The following is a 16190-nucleotide window of genomic DNA, read 5'->3' as shown; positions in this document are numbered from 1 at the left end:
AACACATGTCTAAAGAACTTTCACCTAAATACAATCCAGCCGAGGTTGAGGCTGGTCGTTACCAAAAATGGCTTGACGCTGATGTTTTCAAGCCTTCAGGCGATCAAAAGGCTAAGCCTTATTCGATCGTGATTCCACCACCAAACGTTACAGGTAAACTTCACCTTGGTCACGCTTGGGATACGACTTTGCAAGATATCATCATCCGTCAAAAACGCATGCAAGGCTTTGATACGCTTTGGCTTCCGGGGATGGACCACGCTGGGATTGCCACTCAGGCTAAGGTTGAGGAGCGCTTGCGTGGAGAGGGCATTACACGTTATGACCTAGGTCGTGAATCTTTCTTGACGAAGGTCTGGGAATGGAAAGACGAATATGCCACTACTATCAAGGAACAATGGGGCAAGATGGGGCTCTCAGTAGACTACTCTCGTGAGCGTTTCACTCTTGATGAAGGTTTGTCAAAAGCGGTTCGCAAAGTATTCGTGGACCTTTACAAGAAAGGCTGGATCTACCGTGGTGAGTTTATCATCAACTGGGATCCAGCAGCTCGCACAGCTCTTTCTGATATCGAGGTGATCCACAAGGACGTTGAAGGTGCTTTCTACCACATGAACTACATGCTGGAAGACGGTTCACGCGCCCTTGAAGTTGCCACAACTCGTCCTGAGACTATGTTTGGGGACGTTGCCGTTGCGGTCAATCCAGAAGACCCACGCTACAAGGACTTGATCGGAAAAAATGTCATCCTTCCAATCGCTAATAAACTCATCCCAATCGTTGCCGACGAACACGCAGACCCTGAGTTTGGTACAGGTGTTGTGAAAATCACCCCTGCCCACGATCCAAATGACTTCTTGGTTGGTCAACGCCATAACTTACCACAAGTCAACGTCATGAACGACGACGGAACCATGAACGATTTGGCTTTCGAATTTGCAGGCATGGACCGTTTCGAAGCTCGTAAGGCAGTCGTTGCTAAGCTGGAAGAAATCGGTGCCCTTGTTAAAATCGAAAAACGTGTCCACAGTGTTGGTCACTCAGAGCGTACTGGTGTAGTGGTTGAGCCACGCTTGTCTACACAATGGTTCGTTAAGATGGACCAATTGGCGAAAAATGCTATTGCCAACCAAGACACAGAGGACAAAGTTGAATTCTACCCACCTCGTTTCAACGATACCTTCCTCCAATGGATGGAAAATGTCCACGACTGGGTTATCTCTCGTCAGCTCTGGTGGGGGCACCAAATCCCTGCTTGGTACAATGCCGAGGGTGAAATGTATGTCGGCGAGGAAGCTCCAGAAGGCGACGGATGGACTCAGGACGAAGACGTTTTGGATACTTGGTTCAGTTCTGCTCTTTGGCCGTTCTCAACTATGGGCTGGCCTGATGTCGACTCAGCAGACTTCAAACGCTACTTCCCGACTTCAACCTTGGTTACAGGTTACGACATCATCTTCTTCTGGGTGTCTCGTATGATCTTCCAATCCTTGGAATTTACTGGTCGTCAGCCATTCCAAAACGTCCTTATCCACGGTCTCATTCGTGATGAGCAAGGACGCAAGATGTCTAAATCTCTCGGTAACGGGATTGACCCAATGGATGTTATCGAGAAATACGGTGCCGATGCCCTTCGTTGGTTCCTTTCAAACGGTTCTGCACCAGGGCAAGACGTGCGCTTCTCTTACGAGAAAATGGATGCTTCATGGAACTTCATTAACAAAATTTGGAACATCTCTCGCTACATCCTCATGAACAATGAAGGCTTGACCCTTGAGCAAGCAACGGCTAATGTGGAAAAAGTGGTTAACAAGGAAGCTGGAAATGTCACAGACCGCTGGATTCTCCACAACCTCAATGAAACGATCGGCAAAGTCACTGAAAACTTTGACAAGTTTGAATTTGGTGTTGCTGGACACATCCTCTACAACTTCATCTGGGACGAGTTTGCGGACTGGTACGTTGAGTTGACTAAGGAAGTCCTTTATAGCGATAACGAAGAAGAGAAAGTCATCACACGTTCTGTTCTCCTTTATACTTTGGACAAGATCCTTCGTCTTCTTCACCCAATCATGCCATTCGTGACAGAGGAAATCTTTGGACAAATCTCAGAAGGCTCTATCGTTACAGCAGAATACCCAACTGTTAACCCAGCCTTTGAAGACCTTGTTGCCCACACTGGTGTCGAAAGCCTCAAAGACTTGATCCGTGCCGTTCGTAATGCGCGTGCGGAGGTAAATGTAGCTCCAAGCAAGCCAATCACAATCCTTGTTAAGACCAGCGATAGTGACTTGGAAGCCTTCTTTAACAGCAATGTCAACTACATCAAACGCTTCACAAATCCAGAACACTTGGAGATCGCCTCAAATATTCCTGCGCCTGAACTAGCTATGTCAAGCGTCATCACAGGAGCAGAAATCTACTTGCCACTGGCTGATCTTCTCAATGTCGAAGAAGAGCTGGCTCGTCTCGATAAGGAACTGGCTAAATGGCAAAAAGAACTGGATATGGTTGGTAAGAAGCTCTCTAACGAACGCTTCGTAGCCAACGCCAAACCAGAAGTCGTCCAAAAAGAACGCGACAAACAAGCTGACTACCAAGCGAAATACGACGCGACCGTCGCACGTATTGATGAGATGAAGAAACTCGTTAAATAAACACAGAAACACGGTGATGAGCCGTGTTTTTTGGTATAATGGAAACTGAGAATATTTTTTGAAAAGGGTAAGAAATGATAGAAGTTGTAGATTTATTTTCTGGTGCTGGAGGATTGACTTTTGGCTTTCAGAATACAATTAAAAATAATAAATTTGTTTCCCGAAATGACTTTAACATTAGATTTGCAAATGAATTCAATCATGACGCAGCAGAAGCTTTCAGACAAAATTATCCTAGAGTTACTATGATTGAGGAAGATATTGCTAATATAGACGAACATTTTTTAAAATCCAAAGGAATCAGTTCAAAAAGAGTTGATTTAGTTATTGGTGGCCCACCTTGTCAGTCCTTTAGTACGGTTGGCAAGAGACAGTATGATAAGAGAGCAAAAATGTATCGTGAATATAGAAGGATACTTTCATTTATCCAACCTAAAATGTTTGTATTTGAAAATGTTTATGGTTTGCTAACCATGAAAAACGAGCAAAATGGCCCAATTATTCGAAATGTAAAAGAAAGTTTTAAAGATTTATCTAGCTTTGGAAATGTTCATGGATATAACGTTTATACAGAATTACTTAATGCTAAGGATTATGGTGTTCCACAAAATAGAGAACGCGTCTTTTTAATTGGTGTAAGAAATGATTTAAATATTGAGTTTGAATGGAATTTTCCAGAAAAGTGTACTTCTGAAAATCCCTTCAATTTAAGAGATGCTATTGGAGATTTACCTAGTTTAGGAAATAATGACAGAGCGGACCAATATGTGGAAGATCCGCAAACAGATTATCAAATTTTAATGAGAGGTAATCAAGATCAATTATTTAATCATGTAAGTCGTAATCATGGACAAAGATTGCAGAAAATTATGGCTGCACTTAAGGAAGGACAAGGTAAGAATGATATAAATAGAATGGTAGAAGATGGATTGTTAGATAGAGCACTTTATTTAACCTCAGGATATAGTAATACTTACGGTAGATTGTGGTGGGATAGACCTTCAACGACCATAACAAATAATTTATCAACTCCATCCTCCTTACGGTGCATTCATCCTAGTCAAAATAGAGCTTTGACTGCAAGGGAAGGTGCAAGAATACAGTCTTTTCCAGATAATTATAAGTTTGTCGGAGGTCTACAAGCAATTAATACCCAGATTGGTAATGCTGTTCCTCCAATTTTAAGTATTCATTTAGCTAATAGAATAAAGAAATTTTTCGAGGAAAATAAATTATAAAGGCGTTTAATTATGATAGAAACTAACAGTATCCCATTTAACTTCTCTTATTTTGCTTTAAACTTGTTAGGAAAGCAAATGTATAGTAATAACTGGAGTGCAATATCTGAATTAATAGCTAATGGTTTAGATGCTGGTGCAACAAATGTTAAGCTCTATATAGAATCTATTGATAAATCGAAATCAACCTTAGAAATTTTAGATAATGGTAGTGGAATGAGCTATGTTGATTTATCTACTAAATACGCATTGATTGGGAGAAACAGACGCTTATCGAAAGAAGAGTCATCTGAGAAGACAAAGGGAAGAAAAGGTATAGGAAAATTAGCAACGTTATTTTTGTCAAAAAAATATTATATAGTTTCTAAAAAAGGAGGAATTGAAACAGCGTGGATGCTAGACTCCACAAACGCATCTGATAGTGATATTCCTGAATTAATTCGTGTTGATATTAATGATGTGTCTATTGAAAATAAAAGTGTTTGGGATTCATTCGAATCAGGAACTTTAATAAAATCAGTTGGAGTTGATTTGACTGGATTTGCAGAGGGAAAGTTGGATTCTTTGAAGATGACTTTAGCTAACTATTATTTGTTAAACAATATTGGTGCAGTTATCGAAGTGGCTTACAAGACTAAATCAAAACAGAAGATAGAATTTTCAAAAGTTTCTAAAATAATTGGATTTAAAAATTTGTATGCTTTTTTTCAAACTTCTGATGGTATCGTTGAAAACGAATTGTTAAATGACTCAGTGAAAATAAACGCAGATTTAAAGGAAGTATCCAATAAGTTACGTCAGGTAAAGAAATTAAGTCCATCAGACGTTACTAAAATAAATTTGAAAGGAAAGAGAAATTTTTTAACTATACATGGAATAACCAAAGAGTTTGATTATGAATTGACTGGTTGGATAGGAATTCATAGTACAATTAATATGACGGAAGCATCCGAAAATACAAAAGATGATCCCACTAATAGATTTATAAGGAATGATGTTTACAAGGCTAATCAGCTAAGACTTTATGTCAGAGATAAATTAGCAGTATCAAATTTTATGCCACAGTTAAATAACACACAAGCCTTCAGTAACTATATTGAAGGGGAAATCTCATTTGATATTTTAGACAATGATTGTTTGGAAGATATTTCAACTTCAAATCGTGAAGGATTATCAGGAAATGATGAAAGAATAACTTTATTGATTGAGTTGCTAAAACCAATTATCAATAAGTTGATAATTGAGCGTGTTAATATTGGTACTGTAGTGCGTAAGGAAGTTGAAAAGATTCGACAAGAAGAGAAGGAGAAAATAGAAAGAAAAGAACAACTTGCAGAGGAAAAAAGAAAGCAAGCAGAAGAAAATAAAAAAATTGCAGAACAGCAATGTCAGGAGGCTGAGTTAGCTAGAAAATTGGCAGAGACAAAACAGAAAGAAGCAGAAATAGCTAGAGACGTAGCAGAGGAGGAAAGTAAAAGAAAGGATGTTTTAATTGGAAGCAATAATTCTGCGCAACAAAATTTGTTGGCTCATGAATTAACTGGAGTGTATAAAAACATAGATTCAGTAAATAAAAAAATTGTTGCAGATTTTAAATCGACAGATGATTTTGAACGAGTGAGCGAGTATGTTGTTAGTCTAAAAAAATCTTCTGGAAAATTATTTACAATAAAAAATCAAGTGCTAAAATTAAATACTTCTGAAGTAAAAGGAAGGAAATACATTAATGTCAAAAGTTATATAAAGAGTTATTTAAACAGTCTGTCTTATAAAAATTTAGAGATTATAATTGATTTTTCAAATAATCCTCATACTTCCAGAGTACATATTTTTGATTTAGGTATGATACTAGATAATTTTATTATAAATGCTATGGATCAACTAGCAGATAAAATTATATTTAAATTTATTGATGAAGAAAATAAATTAGTTATATCTTCTAACAAGCCATTATCTTCTGAAATAGTCAATAAGGACGATATTTTTAGATTAGGATTTACTACTAAAGAGAATGGGACAGGAGTTGGGATGTATATAATTAAACAAACTTGTAAAAAATTTAAATGGGAAATTAAAGTGGTTTCAAATACAGAAGAAACAAGCTTTATAATTGAATTAGGTGATAATTAGAAAATGCGTAGAGATATTAGTATTATTTGGTTAGAAGATGAGATGGAAGATGCTTTTCACGATTATTTAAAAATAGTAAAAAAAGCTATAGAAGATAAAGGTTATCAATTATTAGGAGATAATTGTTATTTATGTGAAAGTATTGGAGATGCCAGAAAAATTTTGGATGATACTTCTAAAAGAATCGATTTCTTTATATCCGATTTTAATTTAGGAGAAGAATATGAGAATGGTATTGATAATGGTATTGAATTTTTAAACGATGTAAGAAGTCGAGAAAAATATAAGCAATTTTTTATTCTTTATTCAAAAAATTATGATGAGATAAAGGAGACAGTAATAACAAAAATTAACGAGGAAGATAATCTAGGATTATTAAATAATACTATGATTATCAATTTATCCTCTCCCAGCGATGAAGTAATTGAACATGAATTTCAGAAAGCCATTGAAATTAGTTTATCAAAGTGGGATGAACTAAATGCTCTTAGAGGAGAGTATATGAGTGAAAATGCTGAGATAGAATATGAGTTAAAAAAAATATTAAATGTTGACTTAACAGATTCTAGAAATTATAAATCTCTCTATAGAGATTTTAAAAATAATCATCTTAGTAAACGTGATATAACCCACAATACATCATTATTAAATGATTGGATGCAAATGATAGATAAACGCAATTCATTAGCTCATTCTAAAGAAGAATTTAATGATGTAAAAGGCTATGTAATATCAAACCTTGATGATAAAAGTATACAAATTGTAGAAGAGGAAATTAACGAAGAGAGAAAATCATTGATACATCTATCAGAACAAGTGAAAGCATTGATAAGAGCAAAACCAAAAAGAATAATCAATAACACACATTGATGATGAAAGTACCTAATTGTATAAAAGGAAATTGTTGATAAATCCATAGGAGTAAGTAAAAACATAGGGCCAAAAAGATATTTTAATATCCAATAAAAAGATAAAATACAATTATTTACAATTATCAAAATACTACTAATATAACTAACATTTTAGAAAGCAACTCACTACACAACAAAACCTCTAAGTTCGAACCGACCTGAGAAGTATAAGATTGCTGCATTCTTCTCAGGTGTTGGGAGAATTGAGTTGGGATTTGAACAGACCAATGAGTTCAGAGTGGTGTATGCCAATGACTTCGATAAGTCTGCGCGTCAGACTTACTGGCCCATTTATTCAGATATATCTTGATAATCATATTATTCAGTCGCTGAAGAAAAACAATTGAAAGGAACTTTCTATGCAACCAACTTACAACATTGACCACCCAAACTTGTCTTATGAAGCTAAGCGTGACTTATGGCAGATTGGTTTTGGTCTGCAGAAAGTTGATAATCTAGTGCCATCAGCGTATATGGAATCTTTGGCTGAGAAACAGTCTCGGGGAGAACTGACTTATGAGCAGGTTTATGAGGATGCAACGGTTTATCATCATACCATTGATGCAAGTACGGAGGAGGCAGACTTGGTTTCTCTTCGTATCGTGGAACTATTATCTCGAAGAGGCTTTAGCTTTAGTCCTGCGACCTTACTTGCTATTCATAAGGAGTTGTTTCAAGATATATTTGAGTCCTCTATTCCAGTGGGGCAATTTCGTCAGACCAATATCACAAAGAATGAACCTGTTTTGAGTGGTGAAAGTGTTGTGTACTCTGATTACTCTATGATTCAAATGACCTTGGATTATGATTTTAATCAGGAAAAACAAGTTGCATATGCGACACTAACTCAGGCGGATGTGATTAAAAAAATCCAACATTTTATTTCAGGAATCTGGCAGATTCATCCATTTCGTGAAGGAAACACCCGGACAGTAACGGTTTTTTTGATTCAGTATCTTCGTGAGTTTGGTTTTGATATTGATAATACACCATTTCAGCAACATGCCAAGTATTTTCGTGATGCCTTGGTATTAGATAATGCAAAGATTTTACAGCGACGTCCTGAGTTTTTAACAGCTTTTTTTGAAAATCTCTTGCTCGGTGGTCAAAATGATCTGTCATCAGAAAAGATGTATCTAGAACTCGATCTTTAAAAATCCTAATACTGAGTAAACATTGAATTTTAGGAAAAAAATGAAGTAAATATTCCTACAAGAAAACGCATATCATCAAAGATTTAGGTCGCTTGATAATATGTGTTTTTTTAATTTTATAGATTGCTCGTTTAAACTCTATTTATCTCGTACTTTCAGTGCTATTCGGATTTTATTTTCGTGTACAATTTCAGCTATTCTTGTTATAATCAGCCTATAGGAATCAAGGAGGTGACTCTTATGGCTGTTTTTGTGTCTTTGGATGGAATTGTGGTAGAAGTACTTGATGTCTTTTCTTCTTTTAATGGGGATAGTGAGTTTTTCTTGTGTAAACGTCTTAAAGACAAGAGTCAGTTTGTTATGGAACGCTCTCAGTTCGAGGAGATGTTCCAACTTCAACGTAGTCGCTTGACGACGCAAGAAAAATTACAATTGTTTACCTCCGTGTTTGCTGGCCGTTATGATGTTTATGCTAAGAGTTTTATCAATGATCAAGGGAAAATTCAGTATTTTCCATCCTATGATTATGGTTGGAAGCAGTTGCCGCCTGAAAAACGGAGTTTCCAGACATTAACGGACTCCGTTTTGAAATCTCATTTTCGTGGGGAGACAGCTATCGGTATCTTTCCTATGCACTTAGATGATAGCTGTTATTTTTTGGTACTGGATTTTGATGAAGGAGATTGGAAAGAAGCTGGTTTAACCATTCGAAGAATAGCCAGGGAACGCCAGATGGAAGCCCATTTAGAGATTTCTCGTTCGGGTCACGGACTCCATATTTGGTTCTTCTTTGAGGAAGCGATTCCGAGTCGAGAGGCTCGCTTGTTTGGAAAGAAACTGTTAGAACTGGCAATGCAGGAAAGTATGCAACTGTCCTTTGATTCTTTTGATCGCATGTTTCCAAATCAGGATGTCCTTCCTAAGGGGGGATTTGGAAATTTGATTGCCTTGCCTTTTCAAGGAGAAGCTTACCATCAAGGGAGAACGGTCTTTGTGGATGAACAGTTTCAGCCTTATGAAGACCAATGGAGGTATCTACAAGAAATTCAGAGGGTTTCAACTGCTAAAGTGGCATTGTTAATCCAAGAGGAGTTAGGCAAGCAAGAATTGGATAAGGAGTTGAAGGTCGTCTTATCCAATATGATCCAACTTGAAAAATCGTCTGTGACACCCAAGACACTGTTTTTCTTGAAAAATATGGCTTCATTTTCTAATCCCGAATTTTATTTAAAGCAGGCTATGCGACAGCCAACCTATCAAATTCCTGAGCGAATGTATTTATTTGGAGAATCTTATCATTATTTATGGCTGCCAAGAGGCTTGCTGTATCCATTGCAAGATAAATTTAAGCAGGTATCTGTGGAAGATAGGAGAAAGGTACAAAGGTCTATTAGAGTGGAATTTAAGGGAGAACTCACTTTTGAGCAAGAGTTAGCCCTGTCAGATATGATTTCCAAAGAAAATGGCTTACTCCATGCGGAGACTGGTTTTGGGAAGACCGTTTTAGGTGCTGCTCTCATCTCTGAAAGGAAGGCCAAAACAATTATCCTAGTTCATAATAAGCAACTCTTAGACCAATGGCTGGATCGTTTAAACCATTTTTTGACTTTCGAAGAGGAAGAAGCTACCCGTTATACGGCATCAGGTCGTGAAAAGGTAATAGGCTATGTTGGGCAGTACGGTGGGACTAAGAAATGGCTGAGTGGACTGGTTGATGTCGTTATGATCCAATCTCTATTTAAGTTGGAAAATAGTCAAAGTCTTTTGGATAAGTATGAGATGATGATTGTGGATGAGTGTCATCATGTCTCTGCTTTGATGTTTGAAAAAGTTGTGGCACAGTTTAGAGGGAAGTATCTTTACGGTTTGACGGCTACGCCTGAACGTAAGAATGGTCATGAACCTATTGTTTTTCAGAGAATTGGTGAGATACTCCATACTGCTGATAAGAGGGAAACGGATTTTAAACGGCAATTGCAATTAAGATTCACTTCTTTTGGTCATTTGGAGATTGAAAAGACCAAAGCAAGTAATTTTATACAGCTTAGTGATTGGATTGCGACAGACTCAGTGAGGAATCAGATGATTCTCAAGGATATTCTAGACCAAGTGGCAGAAGGGCGGAATATCTTGGTTCTAGTCAATCGAATTCAACAGATAGATGTCTTTGAAAAGTTATTGAAAGAGAAAGAGGTTGATGACTGTTACATTATTAGCGGAAAAACCAAAGTCCAAGAGAGAACAAGTTTATTGAAGACATTAGAACAGCTAGATAAAGGGTTTGTTTTGTTGTCTACTGGAAAATACATTGGCGAAGGTTTTGACTTGCCTCAGCTAGACACGCTTATCTTGGCAGCGCCCTTTTCTTGGAAAAATAATTTGATTCAGTATGCAGGTCGGATTCATCGAAACTACAAGGATAAGTCTTTGGTGCGTATTTTCGATTATGTGGATATTCATGTTCCTTATTTAGAAAAGATGTTTCAGAAACGACAAGTAGCTTATCGAAAAATGGATTATCGTGTCATCGAGGGTGAGGAGAAACCATTCGTTTATGTTGATAGTAGATATGAGAAGGTGTTGAGAGAGGACTTGGCAGGGGAAAGACAGGAATGTATGCTTATTTTACCTTATGTGCACCAGACAAAACTGATGAAATTTCTAAAAGAATTTAGGATTAGTAAAATTGAGATATGTATACCAGAGACGGTTGCAAATAAAGCATGGCTAGACCAGTTGAAGAGCCAGAAAATTAAAGTATCTTTTACTCAATCAAAAATAGTCACGCCCATTCTTTTGGTAAACAAGACCATTGTTTGGTATGGCGCAATGCCATTATTAGGGAAGGTAGATGAAATGACCATACTACGTTTGGAATCAGCTAGTATAGTTTCTGAACTAGTGGCAGGTTTACGATAGAGAAAATTTTTAAAAATTTCTATGTATGATTTTCATTTCTTTAGTGAGACTGTTGCCATTATCACATTCGAATCACATCTAACAAGCAGAAGTGAGATAGGTCTTGCAAGAATGGTAAAAATCTGATAAACTATGTAGTAATTGAATAGGAATCTGCAAAACTAGTAACTCAAGGGAAGTATATCAGGGAGGAGAGCCGTGACTGCAAGCTCTCTATATGAAAGCTGGGTGAATTCACTTGCGCATGGATTTAGAAATGAAGGTCTGACTTGTCAGATGAAAACGGATGGTACCGCGTGTCAACGCTCCGAGTGGAGTTTTTGGCATGTGGTTTTCTTTTTATCTACGAGCGACTGATGGAGGAATTATGTCAACTATTGAAGAACAATTAAAAGCACTTCGTGAAGAAACGCTGGCTAGCTTGAAGCAGATTACTGCTGAAAATGAAAAAGAGATGCAAGATTTGCGTGTCTCTGTCCTTGGTAAAAAGGGTTCGCTTACTGAAATCCTCAAAGGGATGAAAGATGTTTCTGCTGAGATGCGTCCAATCATTGGGAAACACGTCAATGAAGCTCGTGATGTCTTGACAGCAGCTTTTGAAGAAACAGCTAAACTATTGGAAGAAAAGAAAGTCGCGGCTCAACTGGCTAGCGAGAGTATCGATGTGACACTTCCAGGTCGTCCAGTTGCGACTGGTCACCGTCATGTTTTGACACAAACCAGTGAGGAAATCGAAGATATTTTCATTGGGATGGGTTACCAAGTCGTGGATGGTTTTGAAGTGGAGCAAGACTACTATAACTTTGAACGTATGAACCTTCCCAAAGACCACCCAGCCCGTGATATGCAGGACACATTCTATATCACAGAAGAAATCTTACTCCGTACTCACACGTCTCCAGTTCAAGCGCGTGCTATGGATGCCCATGATTTTTCAAAAGGTCCTTTGAAGATGATCTCGCCAGGGCGTGTCTTCCGTCGTGATACGGACGATGCGACCCACAGTCACCAGTTCCACCAAATTGAAGGCTTGGTTGTTGGGAAAAATATCTCTATGGCTGATCTTCAAGGAACCCTTCAGTTGATTGTCCAAAAAATGTTTGGTGAAGAGCGTCAAATTCGTTTGCGTCCATCCTACTTCCCATTCACAGAGCCATCTGTTGAGGTGGATGTTTCTTGCTTCAAGTGTGGTGGAGAAGGCTGTAACGTATGTAAGAAAACTGGTTGGATCGAAATTATGGGGGCCGGTATGGTTCACCCACGTGTCCTTGAAATGAGTGGTATCGATGCGACTGTTTACTCTGGATTTGCCTTTGGTCTTGGACAAGAGCGTGTAGCTATGCTCCGTTACGGAATCAACGATATTCGTGGCTTCTACCAAGGAGATGTTCGCTTCTCAGAGCAGTTTAAATAATGATTAGAAAAGTAGAAATGGCAGATGTTGAGGTGTTGGCTAAAATTGCCAAACAAACCTTTCGTGAAACATTTGCTCATGATAATACGGAAGAGCAGTTACAGGAATACTTTGAAGATGCTTATAGTTTGAGAGTTTTGTCAACTGAGTTGGAAAATCCAGAATCTGAAACCTATTTCATTATGCATGAAGAGGAGATAGCTGGTTTTCTCAAAGTCAACTGGGGAAGTGCTCAGAGTGAGAGAGAATTAGAGGATGCTTTTGAAATTCAACGCCTCTATGTGCTACAAAAATTCCAAGGATTTGGATTCGGTAAGCAACTGTTTGAATTTGCTCTTGAACTTGCTACCAAAAATAGTTTTTCCTGGGCTTGGTTAGGTGTTTGGGAGCATAATACAAAAGCTCAAGCGTTTTATAATCGATATGGTTTTGAAAAATTTAGCCAACATCATTTTATGGTTGGTCAAAAAGTAGATACAGATTGGTTACTGAAAAAGAAATTAAGGTAAGAAGATGATTCTTCTATTGAAATGATAGGAAAGGAAAAGAACTAGAGTGGCAACTGTCATTCTGGAGAACTAAATTATGCTTGTATCTTATAAATGGTTAAAAGAATTGGTGGACATTGATGTGCCATCACAAGAGTTGGCTGAAAAAATGTCAACTACAGGGATCGAGGTAGAAGGTGTCGAATCACCGGCTGCTGGTCTCTCGAAAATTGTCGTCGGTGAGGTCTTGTCTTGTGAAGATGTGCCAGAAACTCACCTCCATGTTTGTCAGGTTAACGTTGGCGAAGAAGAAGCCCGTCAAATCGTCTGTGGTGCCCCAAATGTGCGTGCTGGTATCAAGGTTATGGTGGCTCTTCCGGGAGCTCGCATCGCTGACAACTACAAAATCAAAAAAGGAAAAATCCGTGGTTTAGAGTCACTTGGAATGATCTGTTCGCTTGGCGAATTGGGAATTTCTGACTCAGTTGTGCCTAAGGAATTCGCAGATGGCATCCAAATCTTGTCAGAAAATGCCGTTCCAGGTGAGGAAGTCTTCTCATATCTAGACTTGGATGATGAAATCATCGAACTTTCAATTACACCTAACCGTGCGGACGCTCTTTCTATGCGTGGGGTGGCTCACGAGGTTGCGGCCATCTATGACAAGGCAGTCAACTTTAAAGAATTTACTCTTTCAGAAACTGACCAAGCTGCAGCAGATGCTCTTTCTGTGGGCATTGAGACAGACAAGGCGCCTTACTATGCCGCTCGTATCTTGGACAATGTGACTATCGCACCAAGTCCACAATGGTTGCAAAACCTTCTCATGAACGAAGGTATCCGTCCAATCAATAACGTAGTGGACGTGACCAACTATATCCTTCTCTACTTTGGTCAACCTATGCACGCCTTTGACTTGGATACCTTTGAAGGGACAGACATCCGTGTGCGTGAAGCGCGTGCTGGTGAAAAATTGGTGACTTTAGATGGTGAAGAACGTGACTTGGACATGAATGACTTAGTTATCACTGTCGCAGACAAGCCAGTAGCCCTTGCAGGTGTCATGGGCGGTCAAGCAACAGAAATCTCTGAGAAATCTAGTCGTGTCGTCCTTGAAGCTGCAGTCTTCAACGGAAAATCAATCCGCAAGACTAGCGGACGTCTCAATCTTCGTTCTGAGTCATCTTCTCGCTTTGAAAAAGGTATCAATGTGGCAACTGTTAACGAAGCCCTTGATGCGGCAGCTAGCATGATGGCAGAACTTTCAGGTGCGACGGTTCGTAAGGGCATCGTTTCAGCGGGTGAACTTGATATCTCTGATGTGGAAGTTTCTTCAACTCTTGCAGACGTTAACCGTGTCCTTGGAACTGAGCTTTCTTATGCTGATGTAGAAGACGTCTTCCGTCGTCTTGGCTTTGGTCTTTCTGGAAATGCAGACAGCTTTACAGTCAGCGTCCCACGTCGCCGTTGGGATATCACCATCGAAGCGGACCTCTTTGAAGAAATCGCTCGTATCTATGGATATGACCGCTTGCCAACCAGCCTTCCAAAAGACGATGGTACAGCTGGTGAATTGACTGCCACACAAAAACTCCGTCGCCAAGTTCGTACGATTGCTGAAGGAGCAGGTTTGACAGAAATCATCACCTATGCTCTAACAACTCCTGAAAAAGCAGTTGAGTTTACGGCTCAACCAAGTAACCTTACTGAACTCATGTGGCCAATGACAGTGGACCGTTCTGTCCTCCGTCAAAATATGATTTCTGGTATCCTTGATACGGTGGCTTATAACGTAGCTCGTAAGAACAAAAACTTGGCCCTTTACGAGATTGGAAAAGTCTTTGAACAAACAGGTAATCCAAAAGAAGAACTTCCAAATGAAATCAACAGCTTTGCCTTTGCCTTGACAGGCTTGGTTGCTGAAAAAGATTTCCAAACAGCAGCAGTTCCAGTTGATTTCTTCTATGCTAAGGGAATCCTAGAAGCGCTATTTGCTCGTTTGGGACTAGAAGTGACCTATACAGCAACATCTGAAATCGCTAGCCTTCATCCAGGTCGTACAGCAGTCATTTCACTCGGTGACCAAGTTCTTGGTTTCCTTGGCCAAGTGCATCCAGTCACTGCTAAGGCTTACGATATTCCAGAAACGTATGTAGCTGAGCTCAACCTTTCAGCCATCGAGGCTGCTCTTCAACCTGCTGCTCCATTTGTGGAAATCACTAAATTCCCAGCAGTTAGCCGTGACGTTGCCCTCCTTCTCAAGGCAGAAGTGACTCACCAAGAAGTTGTAGATGCTATCCAAGCTGCCGGTGTGAAACGTTTGACAGATATCAAACTCTTTGACGTCTTCTCAGGCGAAAAATTGGGACTTGGTATGAAGTCAATGGCTTATAGCTTGACTTTCCAAAATCCAGAAGACAGCTTAACGGACGAAGAAGTCGCACGCTACATGGAAAAAATCCAAGCATCACTTGAAGAAAAAGTGAACGCAGAAGTGCGTTAAACGATAGTATGATACAAATTCCCCCTCTAGTTTATGAACACTAGAGGGGTGATTTTATATAATACTCAATGAAAATCAAAAAGCAAACTAGGAAGCTAGCCGTAGGTTGCTCAAAACACTGTTTTGAGGTTGTAGATAAGACTGACGAAGTCAGCTCAAAACAGTGTAAGCGCGTCATAACAAGGTATCTATCATTCATGGAAGACCTCCTGTATACTATTAGTAAAGTAAAACTATTGGAGGATATTTTAATGCCACAACCTATTGTTCCTGTAGAGATTCCACAATCTCGTCGTTTTGATTCTAAAAAGAGAAATGATATTCTGCTTAAAATTCGTATTGGCAAGCTTGAAGTAAGTTTTTTTCAATCTCTCAATCTCGAAATGATAGAGCAGCTTTTGGATAAGGTGTTGCTCTATGACAATTCATCTATCTAGTCTAGGGCAGGTCTATCTCGTATGTGGGAAAACGGATATGAGACAAGGCATTGATTCACTGGCTTATCTCATTAAAACCCACTTTGAATTGGATCCTTTCTCAGGTCAAGTCTTTCTCTTTTGTGGTGGACGTAAAGACCGCTTTAAAGCTCTTTACTGGGATGGTCAAGGATTTTGGCTACTATATAAACGCTTTGAGAACGGTAAGTTGACTTGGCCAAGTACAGAAAAGGATGTCAAAGCTCTCACACCTGAACAAGTAGACTGGCTGATGAAGGGCTTTTCTATCACTCCAAAAATAAATTCATCAGAAAGTCGTGATTTCTATTGAAATGAGGA

At 38.9% G+C, this 16190-nt stretch carries 11 protein-coding genes and 1 pseudogene; all 12 read left to right on the top strand.

Annotated features, from left to right (window positions below; all coding sequences use genetic code 11):
* Positions 1–5: 5 nt before the first annotated feature.
* The 12 genes and pseudogenes from HT679_RS02410 (at position 6) to tnpB (ending at position 16182) form a co-directional block, all read left to right on the top strand.
* On the top strand, positions 6–2657 hold the full coding sequence (locus HT679_RS02410; RefSeq protein WP_173212714.1) for a valine--tRNA ligase: 2652 nt from the start codon (positions 6–8) through the stop codon (positions 2655–2657).
* A gap of 74 nt (positions 2658–2731) precedes the next feature.
* A complete protein-coding gene (locus HT679_RS02405; RefSeq protein WP_173212711.1) occupies positions 2732–3895 on the top strand; it encodes a DNA cytosine methyltransferase in 1164 nt (387 codons plus the stop codon).
* A 78-nt stretch (positions 3896–3973) separates the two neighbouring features.
* A complete protein-coding gene (locus HT679_RS02400; RefSeq protein WP_240149569.1) occupies positions 3974–6025 on the top strand; it encodes an ATP-binding protein in 2052 nt (683 codons plus the stop codon).
* 3 nt (positions 6026–6028) lie between these two features.
* Positions 6029–6895, top strand: coding sequence for a hypothetical protein (locus HT679_RS02395; RefSeq protein WP_173212707.1), 867 nt, complete (start codon positions 6029–6031; stop codon positions 6893–6895).
* A 213-nt stretch (positions 6896–7108) separates the two neighbouring features.
* Positions 7109–7247, top strand: a pseudogene (locus HT679_RS02390) (DNA cytosine methyltransferase); the annotation flags it as partial.
* A gap of 48 nt (positions 7248–7295) precedes the next feature.
* A complete protein-coding gene (locus HT679_RS02385) occupies positions 7296–8090 on the top strand; it encodes a Fic/DOC family protein (RefSeq protein WP_173212705.1) in 795 nt (264 codons plus the stop codon).
* A 240-nt stretch (positions 8091–8330) separates the two neighbouring features.
* Positions 8331–11009: a DEAD/DEAH box helicase family protein gene (locus HT679_RS02380; RefSeq protein ID WP_173212703.1), complete on the top strand. Its 2679-nt coding sequence runs from the start codon at positions 8331–8333 to the stop codon at positions 11007–11009.
* Positions 11010–11376: 367 nt separating this feature from the next.
* Positions 11377–12423, top strand: a complete 1047-nt coding sequence (pheS, locus tag HT679_RS02375) for a phenylalanine--tRNA ligase subunit alpha (protein ID WP_000103743.1) — start codon at positions 11377–11379, stop codon at positions 12421–12423.
* On the top strand, positions 12423–12932 hold the full coding sequence (locus HT679_RS02370) for an N-acetyltransferase (protein ID WP_173212701.1): 510 nt from the start codon (positions 12423–12425) through the stop codon (positions 12930–12932). Before pheS ends, HT679_RS02370 begins: the two co-directional genes overlap by 1 nt.
* 76 nt (positions 12933–13008) lie before the next feature.
* A complete protein-coding gene (gene pheT, locus HT679_RS02365) occupies positions 13009–15414 on the top strand; it encodes a phenylalanine--tRNA ligase subunit beta (protein WP_173212699.1) in 2406 nt (801 codons plus the stop codon).
* Between the two features lie 251 nt (positions 15415–15665).
* Complete coding sequence (locus tag HT679_RS02360) at positions 15666–15851, top strand: hypothetical protein (protein WP_001136123.1); 186 nt, start codon at positions 15666–15668, stop codon at positions 15849–15851.
* On the top strand, positions 15832–16182 hold the full coding sequence (tnpB, locus tag HT679_RS02355) for an IS66 family insertion sequence element accessory protein TnpB (RefSeq protein ID WP_023941878.1): 351 nt from the start codon (positions 15832–15834) through the stop codon (positions 16180–16182). Before HT679_RS02360 ends, tnpB begins: the two co-directional genes overlap by 20 nt.
* Positions 16183–16190 lie beyond the last annotated feature (8 nt).

It is taken from the genome of Streptococcus sp. 4886 (assembly GCF_013276485.1).
Classification (GTDB): domain Bacteria; phylum Bacillota; class Bacilli; order Lactobacillales; family Streptococcaceae; genus Streptococcus.
Note: the sequence above shows the minus strand (reverse complement) of the source record. Positions and strands in the feature narration are given on the sequence as shown.

Bases quoted from the DNA above. Each gene is read 5' to 3' on its own strand.
- HT679_RS02410 (WP_173212714.1), top strand. From the start codon at position 6: ATGTCTAAAGAACTTTCACCTAAATACAATCCAGCCGAGGTTGAGGCT.
- HT679_RS02405 (WP_173212711.1), top strand. From the start codon at position 2,732: ATGATAGAAGTTGTAGATTTATTTTCTGGTGCTGGAGGATTGACTTTT.
- HT679_RS02400 (WP_240149569.1), top strand. From the start codon at position 3,974: ATGTATAGTAATAACTGGAGTGCAATATCTGAATTAATAGCTAATGGT.
- HT679_RS02395 (WP_173212707.1), top strand. From the start codon at position 6,029: ATGCGTAGAGATATTAGTATTATTTGGTTAGAAGATGAGATGGAAGAT.
- HT679_RS02385 (WP_173212705.1), top strand. From the start codon at position 7,296: ATGCAACCAACTTACAACATTGACCACCCAAACTTGTCTTATGAAGCT.
- HT679_RS02380 (WP_173212703.1), top strand. From the start codon at position 8,331: ATGGCTGTTTTTGTGTCTTTGGATGGAATTGTGGTAGAAGTACTTGAT.
- pheS (WP_000103743.1), top strand. From the start codon at position 11,377: ATGTCAACTATTGAAGAACAATTAAAAGCACTTCGTGAAGAAACGCTG.
- HT679_RS02370 (WP_173212701.1), top strand. From the start codon at position 12,423: ATGATTAGAAAAGTAGAAATGGCAGATGTTGAGGTGTTGGCTAAAATT.
- pheT (WP_173212699.1), top strand. From the start codon at position 13,009: ATGCTTGTATCTTATAAATGGTTAAAAGAATTGGTGGACATTGATGTG.
- HT679_RS02360 (WP_001136123.1), top strand. From the start codon at position 15,666: ATGCCACAACCTATTGTTCCTGTAGAGATTCCACAATCTCGTCGTTTT.
- tnpB (WP_023941878.1), top strand. From the start codon at position 15,832: ATGACAATTCATCTATCTAGTCTAGGGCAGGTCTATCTCGTATGTGGG.